Origin of the sequence: Mesorhizobium hunchu, assembly GCF_040081975.1 — a bacterium.
Lineage (GTDB): Bacteria > Pseudomonadota > Alphaproteobacteria > Rhizobiales > Rhizobiaceae > Mesorhizobium > Mesorhizobium hunchu.
Genome location: NZ_JBEBMG010000006.1, coordinates 254,133 through 271,503 on the forward strand (window position 1 = coordinate 254,133; position 17,371 = coordinate 271,503).

Annotated in this window: 16 protein-coding genes; 9 read left to right on the forward strand and 7 right to left on the reverse strand. The window is 63.8% G+C overall.

What is annotated here, in order from left to right:
* Positions 1 to 14: 14 nt before the first annotated feature.
* From rsmA to lptF, 6 genes are all read right to left on the reverse strand, one after another.
* Positions 15 to 839: a 16S rRNA (adenine(1518)-N(6)/adenine(1519)-N(6))-dimethyltransferase RsmA gene (rsmA, locus tag ABMA46_RS13320; RefSeq protein ID WP_348999992.1), complete on the reverse strand. Its 825-nt coding sequence runs from the start codon at positions 837 to 839 to the stop codon at positions 15 to 17.
* Complete coding sequence (gene pdxA, locus ABMA46_RS13325; RefSeq protein WP_348999994.1) at positions 836 to 1,912, reverse strand: 4-hydroxythreonine-4-phosphate dehydrogenase PdxA; 1,077 nt, start codon at positions 1,910 to 1,912, stop codon at positions 836 to 838. Before pdxA ends, rsmA begins: the two co-directional genes overlap by 4 nt.
* Positions 1,869 to 2,795, reverse strand: coding sequence for a SurA N-terminal domain-containing protein (locus ABMA46_RS13330; RefSeq protein WP_348999996.1), 927 nt, complete (start codon positions 2,793 to 2,795; stop codon positions 1,869 to 1,871). The genes pdxA and ABMA46_RS13330 overlap by 44 nt, the downstream gene beginning before the upstream one ends.
* Before the next feature lie 121 nt (positions 2,796 to 2,916).
* Positions 2,917 to 5,340 carry an LPS-assembly protein LptD gene (locus ABMA46_RS13335; RefSeq protein WP_425475737.1) on the reverse strand — a complete coding sequence of 808 codons (2,424 nt, stop codon included), beginning with the start codon at positions 5,338 to 5,340 and terminating at the stop codon, positions 2,917 to 2,919.
* Positions 5,340 to 6,425: an LPS export ABC transporter permease LptG gene (gene lptG, locus ABMA46_RS13340; RefSeq protein WP_348999997.1), complete on the reverse strand. Its 1,086-nt coding sequence runs from the start codon at positions 6,423 to 6,425 to the stop codon at positions 5,340 to 5,342. Before lptG ends, ABMA46_RS13335 begins: the two co-directional genes overlap by 1 nt.
* Positions 6,425 to 7,624 (reverse strand): LPS export ABC transporter permease LptF, encoded by a 1,200-nt coding sequence (gene lptF, locus ABMA46_RS13345; protein WP_348999998.1) that lies wholly within the window; start codon positions 7,622 to 7,624, stop codon positions 6,425 to 6,427. The genes lptG and lptF overlap by 1 nt, the downstream gene beginning before the upstream one ends.
* 311 nt (positions 7,625 to 7,935) lie before the next feature.
* Here lptF and ABMA46_RS13350 point away from each other — a divergent pair, with 311 nt between their 5' ends.
* The 7 genes from ABMA46_RS13350 (at position 7,936) to ABMA46_RS13380 (ending at position 13,367) form a co-directional block, all read left to right on the forward strand.
* The gene (locus ABMA46_RS13350; protein WP_348999999.1) at positions 7,936 to 9,429 is read left to right on the forward strand and encodes a leucyl aminopeptidase; all 1,494 of its coding nucleotides are present in this window, start codon (positions 7,936 to 7,938) and stop codon (positions 9,427 to 9,429) included.
* Positions 9,430 to 9,442: 13 nt separating this feature from the next.
* A complete protein-coding gene (locus ABMA46_RS13355) occupies positions 9,443 to 9,892 on the forward strand; it encodes a DNA polymerase III subunit chi (RefSeq protein ID WP_349000000.1) in 450 nt (149 codons plus the stop codon).
* A 41-nt stretch (positions 9,893 to 9,933) separates the two neighbouring features.
* Complete coding sequence (locus tag ABMA46_RS13360; RefSeq protein ID WP_349000001.1) at positions 9,934 to 10,542, forward strand: hypothetical protein; 609 nt, start codon at positions 9,934 to 9,936, stop codon at positions 10,540 to 10,542.
* A complete protein-coding gene (locus tag ABMA46_RS13365; protein ID WP_349000002.1) occupies positions 10,539 to 11,393 on the forward strand; it encodes a 23S rRNA (adenine(2030)-N(6))-methyltransferase RlmJ in 855 nt (284 codons plus the stop codon). The genes ABMA46_RS13360 and ABMA46_RS13365 overlap by 4 nt, the downstream gene beginning before the upstream one ends.
* Positions 11,394 to 11,439: 46 nt before the next feature.
* Positions 11,440 to 11,886: a hypothetical protein gene (locus tag ABMA46_RS13370; protein WP_349000004.1), complete on the forward strand. Its 447-nt coding sequence runs from the start codon at positions 11,440 to 11,442 to the stop codon at positions 11,884 to 11,886.
* 22 nt (positions 11,887 to 11,908) lie between these two features.
* The gene (locus ABMA46_RS13375) at positions 11,909 to 12,694 is read left to right on the forward strand and encodes a ribonuclease T2 family protein (RefSeq protein WP_349000006.1); all 786 of its coding nucleotides are present in this window, start codon (positions 11,909 to 11,911) and stop codon (positions 12,692 to 12,694) included.
* Positions 12,695 to 12,770: 76 nt separating this feature from the next.
* Complete coding sequence (locus ABMA46_RS13380) at positions 12,771 to 13,367, forward strand: glutathione S-transferase family protein (RefSeq protein WP_349000008.1); 597 nt, start codon at positions 12,771 to 12,773, stop codon at positions 13,365 to 13,367.
* An 81-nt stretch (positions 13,368 to 13,448) separates the two neighbouring features.
* On the opposite strand, the gene ABMA46_RS13385 is transcribed toward ABMA46_RS13380, so the two are convergent.
* A complete protein-coding gene (locus ABMA46_RS13385) occupies positions 13,449 to 14,096 on the reverse strand; it encodes an outer membrane protein (RefSeq protein WP_349000010.1) in 648 nt (215 codons plus the stop codon).
* Between the two features lie 400 nt (positions 14,097 to 14,496).
* On the opposite strand from ABMA46_RS13385, the gene ABMA46_RS13390 reads away from it, so the two are divergent.
* Positions 14,497 to 15,264 (forward strand): SDR family oxidoreductase, encoded by a 768-nt coding sequence (locus ABMA46_RS13390; RefSeq protein ID WP_349000011.1) that lies wholly within the window; start codon positions 14,497 to 14,499, stop codon positions 15,262 to 15,264.
* A complete protein-coding gene (gene uvrC, locus ABMA46_RS13395) occupies positions 15,261 to 17,300 on the forward strand; it encodes an excinuclease ABC subunit UvrC (protein ID WP_349000013.1) in 2,040 nt (679 codons plus the stop codon). Before ABMA46_RS13390 ends, uvrC begins: the two co-directional genes overlap by 4 nt.
* Positions 17,301 to 17,371 lie beyond the last annotated feature (71 nt).

The window sequence follows — 17,371 nt, forward strand, 5'->3', positions numbered from 1 at the left end:
CGGAGAGAGGAGAACTATACCGCATTCGCCAGCCGGACGAATTCCTCGACACTCAGCGTTTCGGCCCGCCGTGTCGGATCGATCCCGACCCGCCCCAGCAGCGCCTCGCCGCCGAGGCCCTTCACGCTTTGGCGCAGCATCTTGCGGCGCTGGCCGAAGGCCGATTCCGTGACGCGGCCGAGCGTTTTCACATCCGCCGGCAGCGGTGCTTGCCGGGGGACGATATGCACCACGGACGACGTGACCTTCGGCGGCGGCGTAAAAGCCTGGGGAGGGACGTCAAAGGCGATCTTCGCCTCCGTCCGCCATCCGGCGAGCACGCCGAGCCGGCCATACGCATTGCTGCCGGGTTGCGCCACGATCCGTTGCGCGACCTCGCGCTGGAACATCAGCGTCATCGACCGGTAGAAGGGCGGCCATCGCTCCACGGTCAGCCATCGCACCAGCAACTCGGTTCCGATGTTGTAGGGCAGGTTCGCGACGATCTTTTTGTCCTCGCCGGGCGCGAGCGCGGAGAAGTCGGTCTTCAGGGCATCGCCTGAAATCACGTCGAGCCGGCCAGGATAGTGCGCCGCGATTTCAGCCAATGCCTCGAGGCAGCGCTCGTCGCGCTCGATGGCGACGACCTTGCGCGCACCATTGAAAAGAAGCGCGCGGGTCAGCCCTCCGGGCCCGGGGCCGACCTCGATGACCGTGCAGCCGGCGAGGTCGCCTGCGGCCCGCGCCACCTTGCCGGTCAGGTTGAGGTCGAGCAGAAAATTCTGGCCGAGCGATTTTTTCGCCTGCAGCCCGTGTTTGTCTATCACATCCCGCAGCGGCGGCAGTCCGTCGACCGTCACGGCTGTCCCGCCATGTCGGTGCGGTCTGCCAGGAAGCGCGCCAGCTTGAGCGCGGCGATCAGGCTGTTTGGACGGGCGATGCCCTTGCCGGCGATGCCGAACGCCGTTCCGTGGTCGGGCGAGGTGCGCACGAAGGGCAGGCCGAGCGTTACGTTGACCGCCTCGTCGAACGCCAGCGTCTTGGCCGGGATCAGCGCCTGGTCGTGATACATGCACAGCGCGGCATCGTAGCCCGCGCGCGCCTGCGGATGGAACATGGTATCGGCGGGCAGGGGGCCGACAGCGTCTATCCCTTCGCTGCGGAGCCCGGCGACGGCGGGCGCCACGATCTCTCCGTCTTCCCTGCCCATCGATCCGTCTTCGCCGGCGTGCGGGTTGAGGCCCGCGACCGCCAGGCGTGGCTTGCCGATGCCGAAACGCTCCCGCAGATCCCTGGCCGTTATCCGCCCCGTCTCGATAATCAGCGACGTGGTCAGTTGAGCGGGAACGTCGGAAAGCGGGATATGGATGGTGACGGGGACGGTGCGCAGGTCCGGTCCGGCCAGCATCATGACGGGTCTCGCTTCCTTGCCGGTATGGCGCTCGGCCAGAAAGGCGAGATACTCGGTATGGCCCGGAAAGCCGAACCCGGCATCGTAAAGGGTCTTTTTCGCGATAGGGCAGGTAACGACCGCGGACGCTTCGCCCGAGAGCGAACAGGCGACGGCGCGGTCGATCGCCTCGATTATGCCTGCCGCATTCGCCCGATCGGGTACGCCGGGTGTATCCGCCAGCCTCGCCTCCAGCGGCACGATTGGAAGCGCCCGGCCGAACGCCGATCCAGCCTCGCCCGGCGTAACCTCGCCTATTGCAATGTCCAGTCCGGCCGCGCTTGCGCGAGCGCGCATCAGGTCCGGATCGGCCAGCAGGAAGAAAGGCGGCACGGCCATCGCTTCGCGCCGCTGCCAGGCCATGGCCGCAATCTCGGGTCCGACGCCTGACGGGTCGCCGACGCTCAGCGCCAGCGCGGTATTGGCGCGCACGGCGGGGTCAGCGCTTGACGATGCGGGCTCGCTGCCGGAGCTCCGCGACATATTTCTTTTCCAGCGCTTCGGTATCGCTGTTCTTTTCCGCCCCGTCGCCTCCGAGCATCAGCTCGGCAACCCTGTCGTCGGAAACCTCACGGGCCGAGCAGATACCGATGAACTCCACCCCGCGGCTGGTCTCCTTGACGGGCGTGGCGGCGCCCACCTTGGTCTTCTTGATCTGGTCGGCCCAATCGCTGGGCAGCGACGGCGCCAGCACGCGGCCGAGATCGCGAACAGTGACGTCGAGAAGGCCTTTGGCGAATTCGCGCGTGGTGTTGCAGCCGTTGAACCGCGCGCGCATCGACTCGGCCTCGCGCTTGCGCTTTGCGAGAATGGACTTTCGCTCGGCCGTCGGAACGACGAAGATCACCTGCTGCAGCATGTATTCCGTCGCCGTGGGCTTCTCGCCACCATTGTCCAGCATCTTGCGGACCGCTTCCTGTTCGCTCGACAGACCGCTTTCCGAGCGCGAGCGCGCGCTGACGGCCTGACCCCAGGCCATCTGCGTGCGGATATATTCCTTGAAATGCTCGGCCGTCACACCTGCGCGCGCCATGATTTGCGTAAGCTGGGCTGGCTGCATCTTGTTGTTCTTGGCGAAGCGGTCGAAAGCATCGTTCACCTGGGCGTCGCTGATGCGGATGCCGAGCCGCTTGGCCTCGGCCAGCTTGAGCGTCTGTTCGATCATTTCGTTGGCGGCGTCTCCCTTCCTGTGCTGCAGGCGCAGAAAGGCTGCCCGATGCTGAATGTCGCCGGTGGTGATGGGAACGTCGTTGACGATGTACTTGATCGTGCTGGCATAGGCGGGCGGCGAAACAAGAACGGACCCCGGCACGGTCGCGGTCGCGATTAACGCCGCCATGCCCACGTAGAAGAGCCGTTTCCTCATCAATATTCCAATCGGCTGTGCTGTCATTCCGGATGATGAACTCTTGCCGGCCTATGCGGCGAAACCATGTCGCGGAAACGCCGCGCCGGTCAATCCTGCACCGCCGCCGCTGGTTTCTGCGTCAATTCTCCGCGAAGGCGCTGGTCGCCGAGCCGAAATCGCCAAGCGTGCGGAAGGAGATGTTGAAACCGATGTTCGTGCTGGTCTTCACTTCGTCGTTATACAGATTCCGGCTTTTCGTCTCGGAGAATGTCATCAGATAGGTGAAGCACTCGTCGCTGTAGGAGAAACCGAATCCCTTGCTGGTCATCAGGGAGTGCTCAATGTCATAAGTTCCAGAGCCGAACAGACGCCAATATTTGTCGAGGCGGGCGGAGCCGGCCAGGCTCACCTCGCGACGATCGTCATCGAAGCCGTAGAGAGGCTGGTTTTCGATGAAGGCGTATCTGGCTGTCAGCGACAATGGTCCGGCCGAGAAGCCGGTCTTGGCTTCCATGCGGCGAACGTCGAAGCTCTGCTCGTCGAACCGCCCGCTCAGCGATGCCGAGAAACCGTTGGGGCTGCTCAGGCCGACAAGACCGACATAGTCGGACGTATCGGTTTCGAGCCCGGAATTGGCGCCGGCATTGACGAGGTCGGCCGAGGCGAAGGAGTTGCGCCCGCCAAGCTGGTAGGACTGACCGAAGATGGCGTTGGTGGCCCAGCCATTGTCGTAGCTGCCGGAATAGCGGAAGCCGAGATTGGCGCGGGTGCCGCCCTCGATGCGGTCGTAACCGGAAAACTTGTCACGCTCGAACAGCGTCGCAGCATCGAAGACGAAGCTTTGCGCATCCTCGTTCGGGATTTCCAGCCCTCCGACATACTGCTCGTTGGGACGGACGAAAAGCTGTGCCATCGGCTCGATGACGTGCGACGACCCGATCGCGGAGAACAGGATCGGATAGCGCAGTTCGAGGCCCGCGGTGGCCATATAGCGCGCGAAGGATGAGCGGAAATCGGAGGCGTCGGTGGCGGGCTTGCCGGCCATTAAATTGATGGCGGTGAGCGAGTCCGAACTCGCATTCGCGTAGTCGACGTCGGCCTGAAAGGCGAGCAGCGGCGTGATGACGAGGCCCCCGTCCGTGACGACCGTCTTCTTCCACTCGGCTTCGCCAGTCAGTCGCCCAGAATCACCCTCAATGCCACGGACGCGCTCGACATCGCCTGCATTAACCGCCTCATCGAGCTTGTTTCGTATGTTCAGGCGCGAATTGAGATTGAATGTCAGTTGCCCGCCAGCCACCGAAGTCTCGGGGATATACGCGTAATCGAGCGAGGGCAGAACCCAAGGTTGCTTGTCTGCTCTTGCGCCTGGGTTCTCTTTACCCGGCGCATACTCGTTCAGAATATTCTCCTGCACCTCGAAATGCTGCGCGCGCAGGTCGAAGTAATTCCGGTCGTTGAGCCCGGTCAGGTAGACCTCCGAGCGATGGACGGAATCATCGAAACCGTCGATGCCGTAGGCGTTCGAGAAATTCTTGTCCGTCTGCAAAAGGACGTCCCAGCCGAAGTTCCAGCGCTCGTTGATGGCGAACTGGCCCTTCGTGCCCATCATGCCGCGGAACTTTGTCGGATCGTCGGTCGGTCCGTGGTTAACTGTATTCTTGTCGAACGCCTCGGGGTCGTTCTGGCTGATGCCTGCAGCCCTTATCGTGTAGCCGCCATTGTCGAAGCGCTGGCGCCACTCCGCCTCGCCGAGGAAACCCTGTTTGGAATAATACGTGCCCTGAACCGTTAGGTCGTAGGTCGGCGACAGCGCGAAATAGTACGGCACCGATACGCCGACACCGAGATCGGTCTTGTACTTGATGCCGGGCATCAGGAAGCCGCTCTTGCGCTTGACCGTGGGGTCAGCGATCTCGAACGCCGGCAGATAGGCGAGCGGGAAGCCGAAGAACTCGAACTTCGAGTCCTCGAAACGCACCGTGTGCGTCTGTCCGTTCCAGACGATCTTCTTGGCCTTGACTCGCCAGATGGGCGCGCTGTTCGGCTTGTCCTCGCAGGGCTCGCAGGCAGTGTAGACGCCGTTGTGGAACGTGGTCAGCACGCCGCCCATGCGCTCGGCGCTTTCGGCGCCGAAATAGGTCTTGTCGGGGGTCTCGACGCGCAGCGCATTGACGAAGCCGTCGGCAAAGTCGTCGGTGACGTCGATATGCTGCGAATTGATCTTCGTCCCGTCGCTGTCGATGATCTGCACGTCGCCGGTGGCGACCATGCGCCGCGTGTTGCGGTTATACTCAACCCGCTGGGCGACCAGCTTGTTGCCGCCGTAATCGATCTGGACGCCGCCGACGGCGACGACGGTCTGGTTGTCGTTGTCATAGACGAGGGTGTCGGCTTCCAGAAGCATCTGGGCACCGGACGGCGTCTTGGCTTCGAAATCCGAGACGTTCTGTGCACTGGCTGGCTGGAGCGCGAAGCCGCCCACGAGGAACGCAAGGGCGCTCACGCCGCACAGCAGCGCTGCCCGGACCGGCCTACGGTTTTGTGAAACCGCCCCCCTCACTAGCCGTCTTCCTTGTACAGCAGGAACGTCACCCCGAAGAACATTGCCACGACCACCGGAAACCATGCCGCCACTACGGTCGGCACGAAACCGGCCACTCCGAACGCCTTGACAAGGACCGAGACCACATAAAGCAGAAAGCCGGCCAAGATACCACCCAAAATCATCGTCGCCGACTGCCCCATTCTGGCGAACCGCATCGAAACCGTCGCCGCGATGAGTGTCATCGCAATCAGCAGGACCGGCAGCGCCACCAGCGAATCGAGCTGCATGGCGAACGCATTTGCCTTCAGGCCGAATGAGCGGGCAACCTCAATCTTCTGGGGAAGTTCGTAAAAGGGAATTGTTTCCGGCCTTGCGAGCCGTTCCTGCACGAATTCGGGCTTCAAATCGGTCGGTATCCGGTCGCTGGCCTTGGTGGTCAGCGTGCCGTCCGCATTCAGCACGCGAACGTCCTTCAGCTCCCAATAACCATCCCTGAGAAAAGCTTGCCTTGCGTCTCGGCGCTCGATGATGTTGCCCTGCGGATCGAGGCTGAAGAAGCTGGCGTCGGCCATCGCCAATCCCTTGTTCAGGATCGCGCGCGCGCCGATGATGGTGTCGCCGGACTTCGTCTTCTGCCTGAGCCAGGGCGTGACGTCGGCCGATGTTTCGTTGGATTTGCCTGAGCGCAACTCGCTTTCTATGCGCTCCGACTGGGACAGTCCGTAGGCAGAGATCGGGTTGAGCACGGCCACCGCCAGAATGCCGAAGAGCAGGGCGCCCAGGCAAGGCGGAACCAGGAACTGCCAGGCCGATATGCCTGCCGAGCGCGCAATGACGAGCTCGTATTTCCTGTTGAGCGACACCAGGGTCGCCATCGCCGCGAAGAGCCCCACGAAGGGCACGGTCTGCAGAACGATCATCGGCACGCGCAAGCCCGAGATCGCGATCGCGGTAGCATAGCTGAACCCGTCGATCCGCGCGATCCGCCCTGTCAGTTCCGTGAAATCGACCAGGAATACCAGGGCGAAGATGCCGAGGAAGAACCACAGCGTGATCGTGGCGTAACGGAAGAAGAAGTAGCGGCCGAGTGTCCAGCCCATTACGCCGACCCTCCGCGGGACGCCGCTCCGGCGAGGCGGAGCCATCCTCTGGTCACCGCGTTGCGCAGGCGCGCCAGCAGCGACAGGCCCGCTTCGGCCCAGCCGATGGGAAGCTCCATCGCCCTTTGCGTGCGGATGAACCAGGCGGAAATCAGCGACATAACGATCGGAATGGCAACCATGACATAGACGAAGGAAGTGTCGCTCTTGGCCTTGCCTTCGGCGAAGAACGCGAACCAGCGCACGATCAGTGCGATCGATATGGCGGTGATCAAAGGATGGATCCTCGCCTCACGATGCGACCGGGCGTCGCCCGCCACGGCCAGCGCTATCAGGGCGAAGGCGATCGGGAACATCCATTCGGTGAACCGCTTCGTCAGTTCGACGGTATAGTTGTTGGGGGAGCGTTTGAAATAAGCGTCATTGGGATCCGGGTGCATCAGATACGCGGTCGTCTGGTCCTTGGGCAGGCGGATCGGGTCGTCGGAATCGGTCGCGAAGGCCGACAGGTCGAAAGCATACGAGGTGAAGTGGATGACGGAGATGTCTCCGTTCGGCGTCCTGCGGTGAACGACGCCGTCGTTCATCAGGAGAACCTTGTCGTCGGCCTTGTCCACCACCGCACCGGTCTTGGCATAATAGACCAGGTCGGTGCCCTCCTGTCGCGAATCGGCGACGAATATCTGGCCGAGCCGACCGTCGGGCAGCCGTTCGCCGATCTGCACGAACAGACCGTCCTCGACCTTGCGGAACGTGCCTTCCTGGATGAGCAGGGTAAGGAAATCGGCGCGGGCGCTCGCCACCAATTCGCGGTTGCGCTGGCGCGCATAGGGGTCGATCCCGTTCTGCACCACGAAGCATAATACGCCGGCCGCCACCGCGAGCAGGATGACCGGCTTGATCACCGTCAGCCGCGACGAGCCGGCGGCATTGATCACCACCAGCTCCGAATCGGCGTTCATCACGCTGAGCGTCTGCGCGACCGCCACGACCAGAGCGAAAGGCACGACGATCGGAATGATAGAAGGGATGATCAGCGAGGCGACCTGGAAGAAGGTGAGGGCGGACTGGCCGCTGTCGGTGACCAGATCGATACGCGCCAGCACTTGCGTCGTCCACACGATCGCCAGTGTCCATGCGAGCGCCGCGATGAAGAGCACGAAAGCGCGTCGCAGGATGTAGCGTTCTACGACCTTCATTGAGCTCTCTTCTCGGGTTGCGTCTTTGTTTGCGCCTGAGCGGTGCACGATATCGGCCCGGGAAATTCCACACAACCGGGGCAGGCTTTTGTTCTTCTCGTGTTGCCGCTGGGACTCTCGACGCCAATGGATAAAAAAGGGCGAAACGAAATGGTTAGCGACGAGTTAAGGCGGCATTTCGACGGTGAATGAACAGACTTCGACATTTGAATCAAGCTGGCTCATTGTGCGGGCGTTGCCGGACCGGCTAGAAAAGTGCGGGATGCCCGCGCGTCGACACGCCGTCCGCGTGTCGGAAAACAGGATTTCGCATGAGCCAGAAACCGTCGATCACATTCACGAAACTCGCCGCGCCGCGCAAGGGAAGCGTCGTCGTGTTATGGGCGGAAGGAGCAGGCCTGAGCAAATCGGGCGCGGCCTGTGATCCTGCGAACATCCTTGAGCGCGCAAGCGAGGTCGCGGATTTTTCCGGCAAATCGGGCAGCGTGCTGGACGTGCTGGCGCCGGAGGGGCCGGGGCTGGATCGCCTGGTCGCTATCGGCGCCGGCAAGGCGTCGGAGCTTGACGATTATGGCTGGATGAAGCTGGGCGGTGTCATTGCCGCGACGCTTCGCAGGACGCCCGATGCGACGGTCGTGGCGGATTTGCCGGATGCCGCTGCCGATGCCGGGGGTGCGGCGGCCCTGGCCGCCGGTATCGTGTTGCGCAGCTACTCCTTCGACCGTTACAAGACGCGCAAGGGCGAGACGCCGGACGACGAGGCCCAAAAGCCGGGTAAGATCACGATCCAGACCAGCGATCCGGCAGGGGCAAAAAAGGCGTTCGCGGCTATGTCGGCTGTGGCCGATGGCGTGCTGTTGGCGCGCGATCTCGTCAACGAACCCGCGAATGTGCTGGGGCCGCTCGAATTCGTCGAGCGCATCCGCAAGCTGGCGCAACTCGGCGTCGAGGTCGAGATTCTGGCCGAGAAGGAGATGAAGAAGCTCGGCATGGGAGCGCTGCTGGGCGTCGCGCAGGGATCGCCGAGAGGCGCTCGGCTGGCCGTCATGCGCTGGAACGGCGGCAAGGCGAAGGACAGGCCGGTCGCCTTCGTCGGCAAGGGCGTGACCTTCGACACCGGCGGCAACTCGATGAAGTCTCCCTCCGGCATGGAAGACATGAAGGGCGACATGGGTGGCGCGGCCGCGGTCACCGGCCTCATGCACGCGCTGGCGGCACGCAAGGCGAAGGCGAATGTCGTCGGCATCGTCGGCCTGGTCGAGAATGCGGTCGACGGCAACGCGCAGCGGCCAGGCGATATCGTCACCTCGATGTCGGGGCAGACGATCGAGGTGCTCAACACCGACGCCGAGGGCCGCCTGGTCCTGGCCGATGCGCTCTGGTATTGCGCGGACCGGTTCAAGCCCGCAGCGATGATCGATCTCGCCACGCTCACCGGCGCGATCATGGTGGCGCTGGGACAGCATCACGCCGGCCTGTTCTGCAACGACGACGAACTGGCCGGCTGGCTCGCGCAGGCGGGCAGCGAGACGCATGAGCGGCTGTGGCGCATGCCGCTCGGGCCGGAATACGACAAGCTGATCGATTCCAAGAACGCGGACATGAAGAATGTCGGCGGCCGCTATGGCGGCGCGATCACCGCCGCGCAGTTCCTGCAGCGCTTCGTCAAGGACACGCCCTGGGCGCATCTGGATATCGCCGGCACCGCGATGGGCGCGCCGTCCAGCGAGATCAGCCAGTCATGGGGGACAGGATTCGGTGTCCGGCTGCTCGACCGGCTGGTGCGCGACCACTACGAGAAATGAGACCCGGCATCGCATGACCGAGGTGCTGTTCTACCACCTGACCGAATCGACACTGGAGGATGCCCTTCCGGGCCTGCTCGAGCGCAGCGTGGAGCGCAGTTGGCGCGCCGTCGTGCAGACCGGCACGGAAGACAGGCGCGACGCGCTGGACGGCCACCTTTGGACCTATCGCGACGATTCCTTCCTGGCCCATGCCACCGACCGCGAGCCGCATCCGGCCGAGCAACCGATCCTGCTGACGACCGGCGAGGGCAATCCGAACGGATCGAAAATCCGCTTCCTGGTCGACGGAGCTTCGCCGCCGGCCTTGGCGGACTACGACCGAGCCGTCTTCCTTTTCGACGGCCATGATGCGGCGCAGGTCGAGTCGGCACGCGCACACTGGAAATCGATGAAGGAAGCCGGCCACGCCGTGACTTACTGGCAGCAGAACGCCGATCGGCGTTGGGAGCGCAAGGCTTGAGGCGGACCATGTCTAACGGCGGCACAAGGTAAGACCTGTCGATGCGTTTTATATTCGGGCTGATTCTCGTCGCCGGCCTGGTCATGATCGGCTACCCGCGACTGGCGCCCGGCGGCGGCCGCGAACCTGTCGGCACATGGCGCGTGTTCCAACAATCGACGGGCTTCACGCCGGTTGAAACGCAGCTCACGCCGGACAATTCGCCCCTCGACGTTTCGGTGGAAATGACCACGACCGGGTTGCAAAGCCTGCCGAAGGGCGCGGCGCTGCTGACCGTCACGGCAGCGGCGAACGGTCAAACCGTTCTCGCCCAGGCGCTGGATTTCGCGAACGCCACGAGCCGCGACACCAATCCCCAGACGCAGGAGAAGGCTTTTCACGCTGATGTCGGGGTGATCGATGCCGTCAAGGCTGGTTCCTATACTTTCACCGTCGACAGGGGCGATGCGGACGGCGTGCCGATCCGCGCCGTCGATCTTGTTCTGAGCCGTGGCACAACCGCGTTCGACAAGCGCCTGCAGCCGATCGGTTTCTCGCTCACGGCCATCGGCTTCATCGGGCTGGTCCTGGCTTTCAGGCACCGCTTCGGCGCTCCGCCGCCGAACCCGAATTCGCAGCCGCCACGCCCGCGCTGGGGCAGGGGCGCATGAATTACCGCCATGCCTATCATGCAGGCAATTTCGCCGACGTCGTCAAACATGCCGTGCTTGTCCGGCTGGTCGAATATCTGAAGGGCAAGGATAAGGCGTTCCGGGTCATCGACACCCATGCCGGGATCGGCCTCTACGATCTCGCCTCGCCGGAAGCGCAGAAGACCGGCGAATGGCGTGACGGCATCGGCCGGCTGCTCGAAACGTCCCTCGTACCGCCGGCTGCGGATTTGCTGGCGCCCTATCTCGAAATCGTGCGCGACGTGAATGGCGGGGACGGCCTGCGCCGCTATCCCGGCTCGCCGCTTCTGGCGCGCCGCCTGCTGCGGCGGCAGGACCGGCTCTCTGCCATCGAGCTTCATCCGCAGGACGCCGTGGCGCTGAAAGGCCTCTTCGACGGCGATTTTCAGGTTCGCGTTATGGAACTGGACGGCTGGTTGGCGCTCGGCGCCCATCTGCCGCCCAAGGAGAAGCGTGGCCTGGTGCTGGTCGATCCACCCTTCGAGCAGGCAGGCGAGTTCGACCGGCTTGTCGATGGCCTGCGCAGGGCGCACCGCCGCTGGCCGGGCGGCATCTATGCGCTGTGGTATCCGGTCAAGGACCACGCGGCGGTCGCCGCGTTCCGCCGCTCCCTTGCCGAATCGGGCATCCCGAAAATCCTCGACGCCGGTTTCGAGATCAGGCCGCCCTCCGCGGAGCCGCGTCTCGATGGTTGCGGCATGGTGGTGGTTAATCCGCCGTTCACGCTCGAGGCGGAACTGCGAGCGCTATTTCCGGCGTTTATGAAAGCGTTCGGTGGGACGGGGCGCTGGTCGCTTGATCGGCTCACTGGAGAAAACCATACCGCTTGACGGTGCGCGAGCGGCATTTCACAGTGCGCCAATCTGGAGGCCGACCATGAATCGCTTTGCCGTCACCGCCCTTTCCGCCCTCGTCGGCCTCGCCGCGCCCCTGACCGGTATGTCGACGGCGCGCGCCGCAGATCTTCCCGGCTATGTCGATTATGGAGATGACGGCAGCGTTTGTGGCGACGCCTGGGTCCTGAACAAGATCACCAGTCGCTTCAATTATCAGGTTCACCACGTTCCGAACCTTCCCTACGTCGAGATCATGGATTTTCGCGGCATTCATCAGGCCCGCTATCTGCCGGCCGGCGAGAAGTGGCCGATCGAGCGTCACTATTGCCGGGCCAATGTGGCGCTGTCGGACGGGCGCGATCGGGCGATCTGGTACCTGATCGAGCGCGGGCAGGGGTTTGCGTCGATGGGCGACAACGTCGAGTTCTGCGTGTCGGGATTCGACCGCTGGATGGTCTATAACGGCCGCTGCCGCGTCCTTTGGTAGGATATTGTCCACCTGATACGCCATGAGCGGATGGCTGCGCCGGATATTGCTCCTGCTGGCGGTCGGCGTGCTGTTGGCTTTGCGCGCATGGCTGCCTTCGTCCGGCAATCATCCAAGCACCAGGCATCCAGACCCCGGGCAACCAAGACCCCAGGCTTCGCAAAAACCCGCCACCGGAACCGGCGAAGCCGTCAGGCCCGCCTCCAACCGTTCAAATAGTGAAATTGCTTCCGGCGACGGTTTCGATTTCTACGTGCTCTCGCTGTCTTGGTCGCCGAGCTATTGCGCGGCGGAAGGCGGCAAGGCGGACAGGCAGCAATGCGCGGCTGCGCGGCCCTACGCCTTCATCGTGCACGGGCTCTGGCCGCAGAACGAGCGGAGCTATCCCCGCGACTGCCCCGCGAACCACCAGCAGGTGGATTTCAAGATCGCGCGCGGCCTTTCCGACATCATGCCGTCGGTCGGCCTGATCCGCCACGAATGGAAGACGCATGGCGCCTGTACGGGCCTCGACCAGGCCGACTATTTCCGCATATTGCGCGCCGCGCGCGACAAGGTTTCGGTCCCGGCCCAGTACCGCCAGACCGATCGCTACCGACAGGTCGCGCCCGGCGAGGTGGAGGCCGCGTTCCTGCGCGCCAATCGCCGGCTTCCGGCAAACGGGGTCTCGGTCACCTGCGACCGGCGGTTTCTGCGCGAGGTTCGCATCTGCCTGACCAAGGATCTCGACTTCAGGAGTTGCCCGCAGGTCGACAAGCAGTCCTGCCGAAGGTCGAAGGTGGTGATGCCGCCTGTGCGTGGTGGATAGGTTTCGCTGCACTGGCAATTGCGCCGGAGCGCAAGGAGGGGCAAACAAGGCCCGGTTTTTCAACAAGGATTACGCCATGCCGAAACTTCTCTATGCCTCTGCCTCGCCCTACAGCGCCAAGGTGCGCATGGCGGCGCTCTACGCAGGCGTCGATATCGAAGCCGTGCCGACCAAGACGGATGAAGAGCCGACGGTGCTCATCTCGGCCAATCCGCTGGGCAAGATCCCGGTCCTCGTCCTCGACGACGATCGCGCCGTCTACGACAGCGCGGCGATCGTGCAATATCTCAACCGTGTGTCGAAGGTCGCGCTGCTGCCGCGCAACGCCGACAAGCGCACCGACGCCGAAATCCTGGAAGCGCTTGCCGACGGCGTCTGCGATTCGGCCCTCGCGATGGTCTACGAGCGCCGCCACCGGCCCGAGGAAAAGGTTCATCAGCCCTGGCTCGACAAGCAGTGGTCGAAGATCGCGCGGGCGCTCGATCATCTGAACGCCAACCCGCCGAAGCTGCCGAAAAAGATCACCGCCGGTCATATCGCGCTGCGCGCCGCGCTCGGCTATCTCGCGCTGCGCTTTGCCGGCAAGTGGGAGAAGGGGCGCGGCAAACTGGTGCGCTGGGTCAAGCGCTTCGACGAGAAATTTCCGGATTTGGCCGCCGTCGTTCCGGCCTGAGCGGTATTCCCATAGCGAAAAGCCGGGCGCGAGGCCCGGCTTTCCTGACTTGAACGACGCGTACTGAACTGGAACGCGTACTCAGAACTTCATGCCGACGCCGAAGGTGACGCGGTTTTCGTTCGCCTTGACGCGACCGACATTGTCGAAGTCCTCGTGACCGAAGTCGGTGTAGCGATATTCGACGCGGCCGAAGATGTTGTCGGTGAGCTTGATGTCGGTGCCGACGCCCGCGGTCCAGCCGAGCATGGTCTGCTTGTCGCTGGAGACGCCGTCATCGATCTTCAGGCTCTTGGCGGCGCCGCCGGCGGTGCCGTAGACCAGAATGTCGGGCGACACCGAGTAGCCGAGACGGGCGCGCAACGAGCCTTCGAGGCCGCCCTTGGTCTCGATGCCGTTCTTGTCGCCCTTGACGCCGTTGTAGCCGAGATCGGCTTCAGCACCGTAGACGAAGTTGTCCGACTGCCAGTTGTAGCCGCCGAACGCGCCGCCGACGAAACCGTCGGTGCCGACATTGGTGCCGACGTCCGGCGCCTTGGTGTGGCCGCTGAAGCCGTAGCCGAGGCTCAGACCGGCATAGGGGCCGGCCCAAGAAGCGACGGGCAGTTCGGCGATGGGGGCCGGAGCCGGGGGCTCTTCCGTGGTGATCGCATCGGCGGCGTAGGCGGGAATCGCGCCTGCAAAGGCAAAAAGCCCAGCCGCAGCGGCGAGTTTGAGATTGGATTTCATAGTTCTAACTCCTTAAGCCACAGACACAGGCTTGTTCGTGAGCGCCCCGGTCCGTTCGGGGGGAGAAACGGGCCTCGCGCTCATCGGTTCCGGAATTTGGTGACGAAATGCGGCTGAAGCGAACCTGAAAGTGGGTCATTCCCCGGCGCCAATGAGGCGGAACCTTGACGTTGCCTTCATGCAACAGGGATGTCAGGAGGATGACGGTCTGGTCTCTCCAGCCCGCTTGGTGCAAGGGTTTGCGGCACCTATATTGAGTCCCGGGAAGCCGCTTCGCGCTGATTTCCACGGTTCGTCAGCGCCCGTCGTCACAATATCGCCAAAGGCCATAACGCAATAACGGCACAAAGCCTTCCCCAAAAGGGTTTGTTAACGCCGTTTCGCGGCGAAAGGGTTGACCATGCAAGAGGCCGTTGGAACGGCTTTGATTACGGGCGGCGCCAGACGGATCGGCCGGGCGATCGTCGAAGACCTGGCCGCGCACGGCTTTTCCGTCGCCATCCATGCCAACCGGTCTATCGCCGAAGCGGAGGCGCTCGCGTCGCGGATCGTCGCGGACGGCGGCCGGGCGACGGCGCTTCACGCCGATCTTGCCGATCCCGAAGCGGCCGGCGGCCTGATCGAAGCGGCGGCTCAGGTGACGCTGGGGCCGATCTCGCTGCTGGTCAATTCGGCTTCCGTGTTCGAAGACGACACCGCGCTCGACCCGGACTGGCGCGCCTGGGACCGGCATTTCGCCATTCACGTCAAGGCGCCGGTGCTGCTGTCGCAGCAGCTTGCCCGCGCCCTGCCTGAAGGGCAGGAGGGCCTTGTCGTCAATATCGTCGATCAGCGCGTCTGGCGGCTTACGCCACGCTATTTCTCCTATACGCTGTCGAAGTCCGCGCTGTGGACGGCAACCCAAACGATGGCGCAGGCGCTGGCGCCGCGTGTGCGGGTCAATGCGATCGGGCCCGGGCCGACCCTGCCGAATGTTCGCCAGACCGATGCGGATTTCGCCGCGCAGGTGAACGGGCTGATCTTGGGGCGCGGCCCCGAACTGGCAGAGTTCGGGGCGACGATCCGTTATCTTTGGCAGGCGCGCTCGGTGACGGGCCAGATGATTGCGCTCGACGGCGGTCAGCACCTTGCCTGGCGCACGCCCGATGTGACAGGCATGGCCGAATGACGAACGTTTCTTCAAGAGTCGCGCGAGGCCTGACCGCCGCCGCCGATCTGCCCGACACGGATTTCGACGACGAGGCCGAGGAGATCGCCGCCGTCGGTCCCGATGTCGCCTTCACCACGATCGACTGGACCGCCCATGCCGGTGACGCCGACGGCAAGGTCGGCGCCGAAGTCATCCAGACGCTGGTCAAGCGGCTGCCCAATGCGCCGGGCGTCTATCGCATGATGAACGCGGCCGGCGACGTGCTCTATGTCGGCAAGGCACGTTCGCTGAAGAAACGCGTGACGCAATACGCGCAGGGGCGCTTCCACACCAACCGCATCGGCCGCATGGTGCGCGAGACGGCGACGATGGAGTTCGTCGTCACCCGCACCGAGATTGAAGCGCTGCTTCTGGAAGCGAACCTTATCAAGCGCTTGCGGCCGCGCTTTAACGTCCTGATGCGGGATGACAAGTCGTTCCCCTATATCCTCATCACCGGTGATCATCACGCACCCGGAATCTACAAGCATCGCGGGGCGCGCTCGCGCAAGGGCGACTATTTCGGCCCTTTCGCCTCGGCGCAGGCGGTGGGGCGCACCATCAATTCGCTGCAGCGGGCCTTTCTGCTCAGAAGCTGTACGGACTCCTTCTTCGAGAACCGCACGCGGCCCTGCCTGCTCTACCAGATCAAGCGCTGCGCCGGCCCTTGCACCGGCGAGATATCGCACGGCGCCTATGCCGAATTGGTAGAGGAGGCGAAAGGCTTCCTGTCCGGGCGCAGCCAGAAGGTGAAGACCGAAATGTCGTCCGCCATGCAGGAGGCGGCCGAGGCGTTGGATTTCGAGCGTGCCGCGATCTTCCGTGACCGGCTGGCGGCGCTGTCACATGTGCAGAGCCATCAGGGAATCAATACCCAGGTCGTCGAGGAGGCGGACGTCTTCGCCATCCATCAGGAAGGCGGGCAGGTCTGCATCCAGGTGTTTTTCTTCCGTACGGGCCAGAACTGGGGCAACCGCGCCTATTTCCCCAAGGCTGATCCTGCATTGGAAGCCTCTGCGGTGCTGGGGTCGTTCCTGGCGCAGTTCTACGACGACAAGCCGACGCCGCGCATGATCCTGCTCTCGCACGCCGTCGACGAGCAGGACCTGCTGGCAGAGGCGCTGTCGGCGCGCGCCGGCCGTAAGGTCGCGGTTTCCGTTCCGCAGCGCGGCGAGAAGAGAGATCTTGCCGACCATGCCCTGCAGAACGCGCGCGAGGCGCTCGGCCGCCGGCTCGCCGAAACCTCCACGCAGGCGCGGCTTCTGGCTGGGTTCGCCGAAACGTTCGGGCTGGACAAGCCGCCCGTGCGCATCGAGGTCTACGACAACTCCCACATCATGGGCACGAATGCGGTCGGCGCGATGATCGTCGCTGGACCGGAAGGCTTCGTGAAGAATCAGTACAGAAAATTCAACATCCGCTCGACCGACATCACGCCCGGTGACGATTTCGGCATGATGCGGGAGGTGATGGAGCGCCGTTTTTCCCGTTTGCTCAAGGAGCACGGCGACGACGCGCCGGGCGAGGCCGAGGACGACGATACGCCGGGCTCCGGCTTCCCCGCCTGGCCGGACGTCATCCTGATCGACGGCGGGCAGGGGCAGATGTCGGCGGTGCGCAAGATCCTTTCCGATCTCGACGTCGAGGATCGCGTCGTGGCCATCGGCGTCGCCAAGGGCCAGGACCGCGAAGCGGGCAGGGAGCGCTTCTTCGCACAGGGAAAGCCGTCCTTCACGCTGCCGGTGCGCGATCCGGTGCTCTATTTCGTCCAGCGCCTGCGCGATGAGGCGCACCGCTTCGCCATCGGGTCGCACCGGGCGCGGCGCAAGAAGGAAATGATCAAGAGCCCGCTGGACGAGATCGCCGGCGTCGGCCCCGGCCGCAAGCGCGCGCTGCTCCTGCATTTCGGCACCGCCAAGGCGGTAAGCCGGGCCGCGATCGAGGATCTGATGACCGTGGACGGAATTTCGGAATCGGTTGCGCGCACCGTCTACAACCACTTCCACGAACGATAAGTGCGAAGGAGGCGAGGGCGCGGACCGGCTTTTTGTGAAGACGCATCGCTATTCGCCAGTTGCTCCGCGCC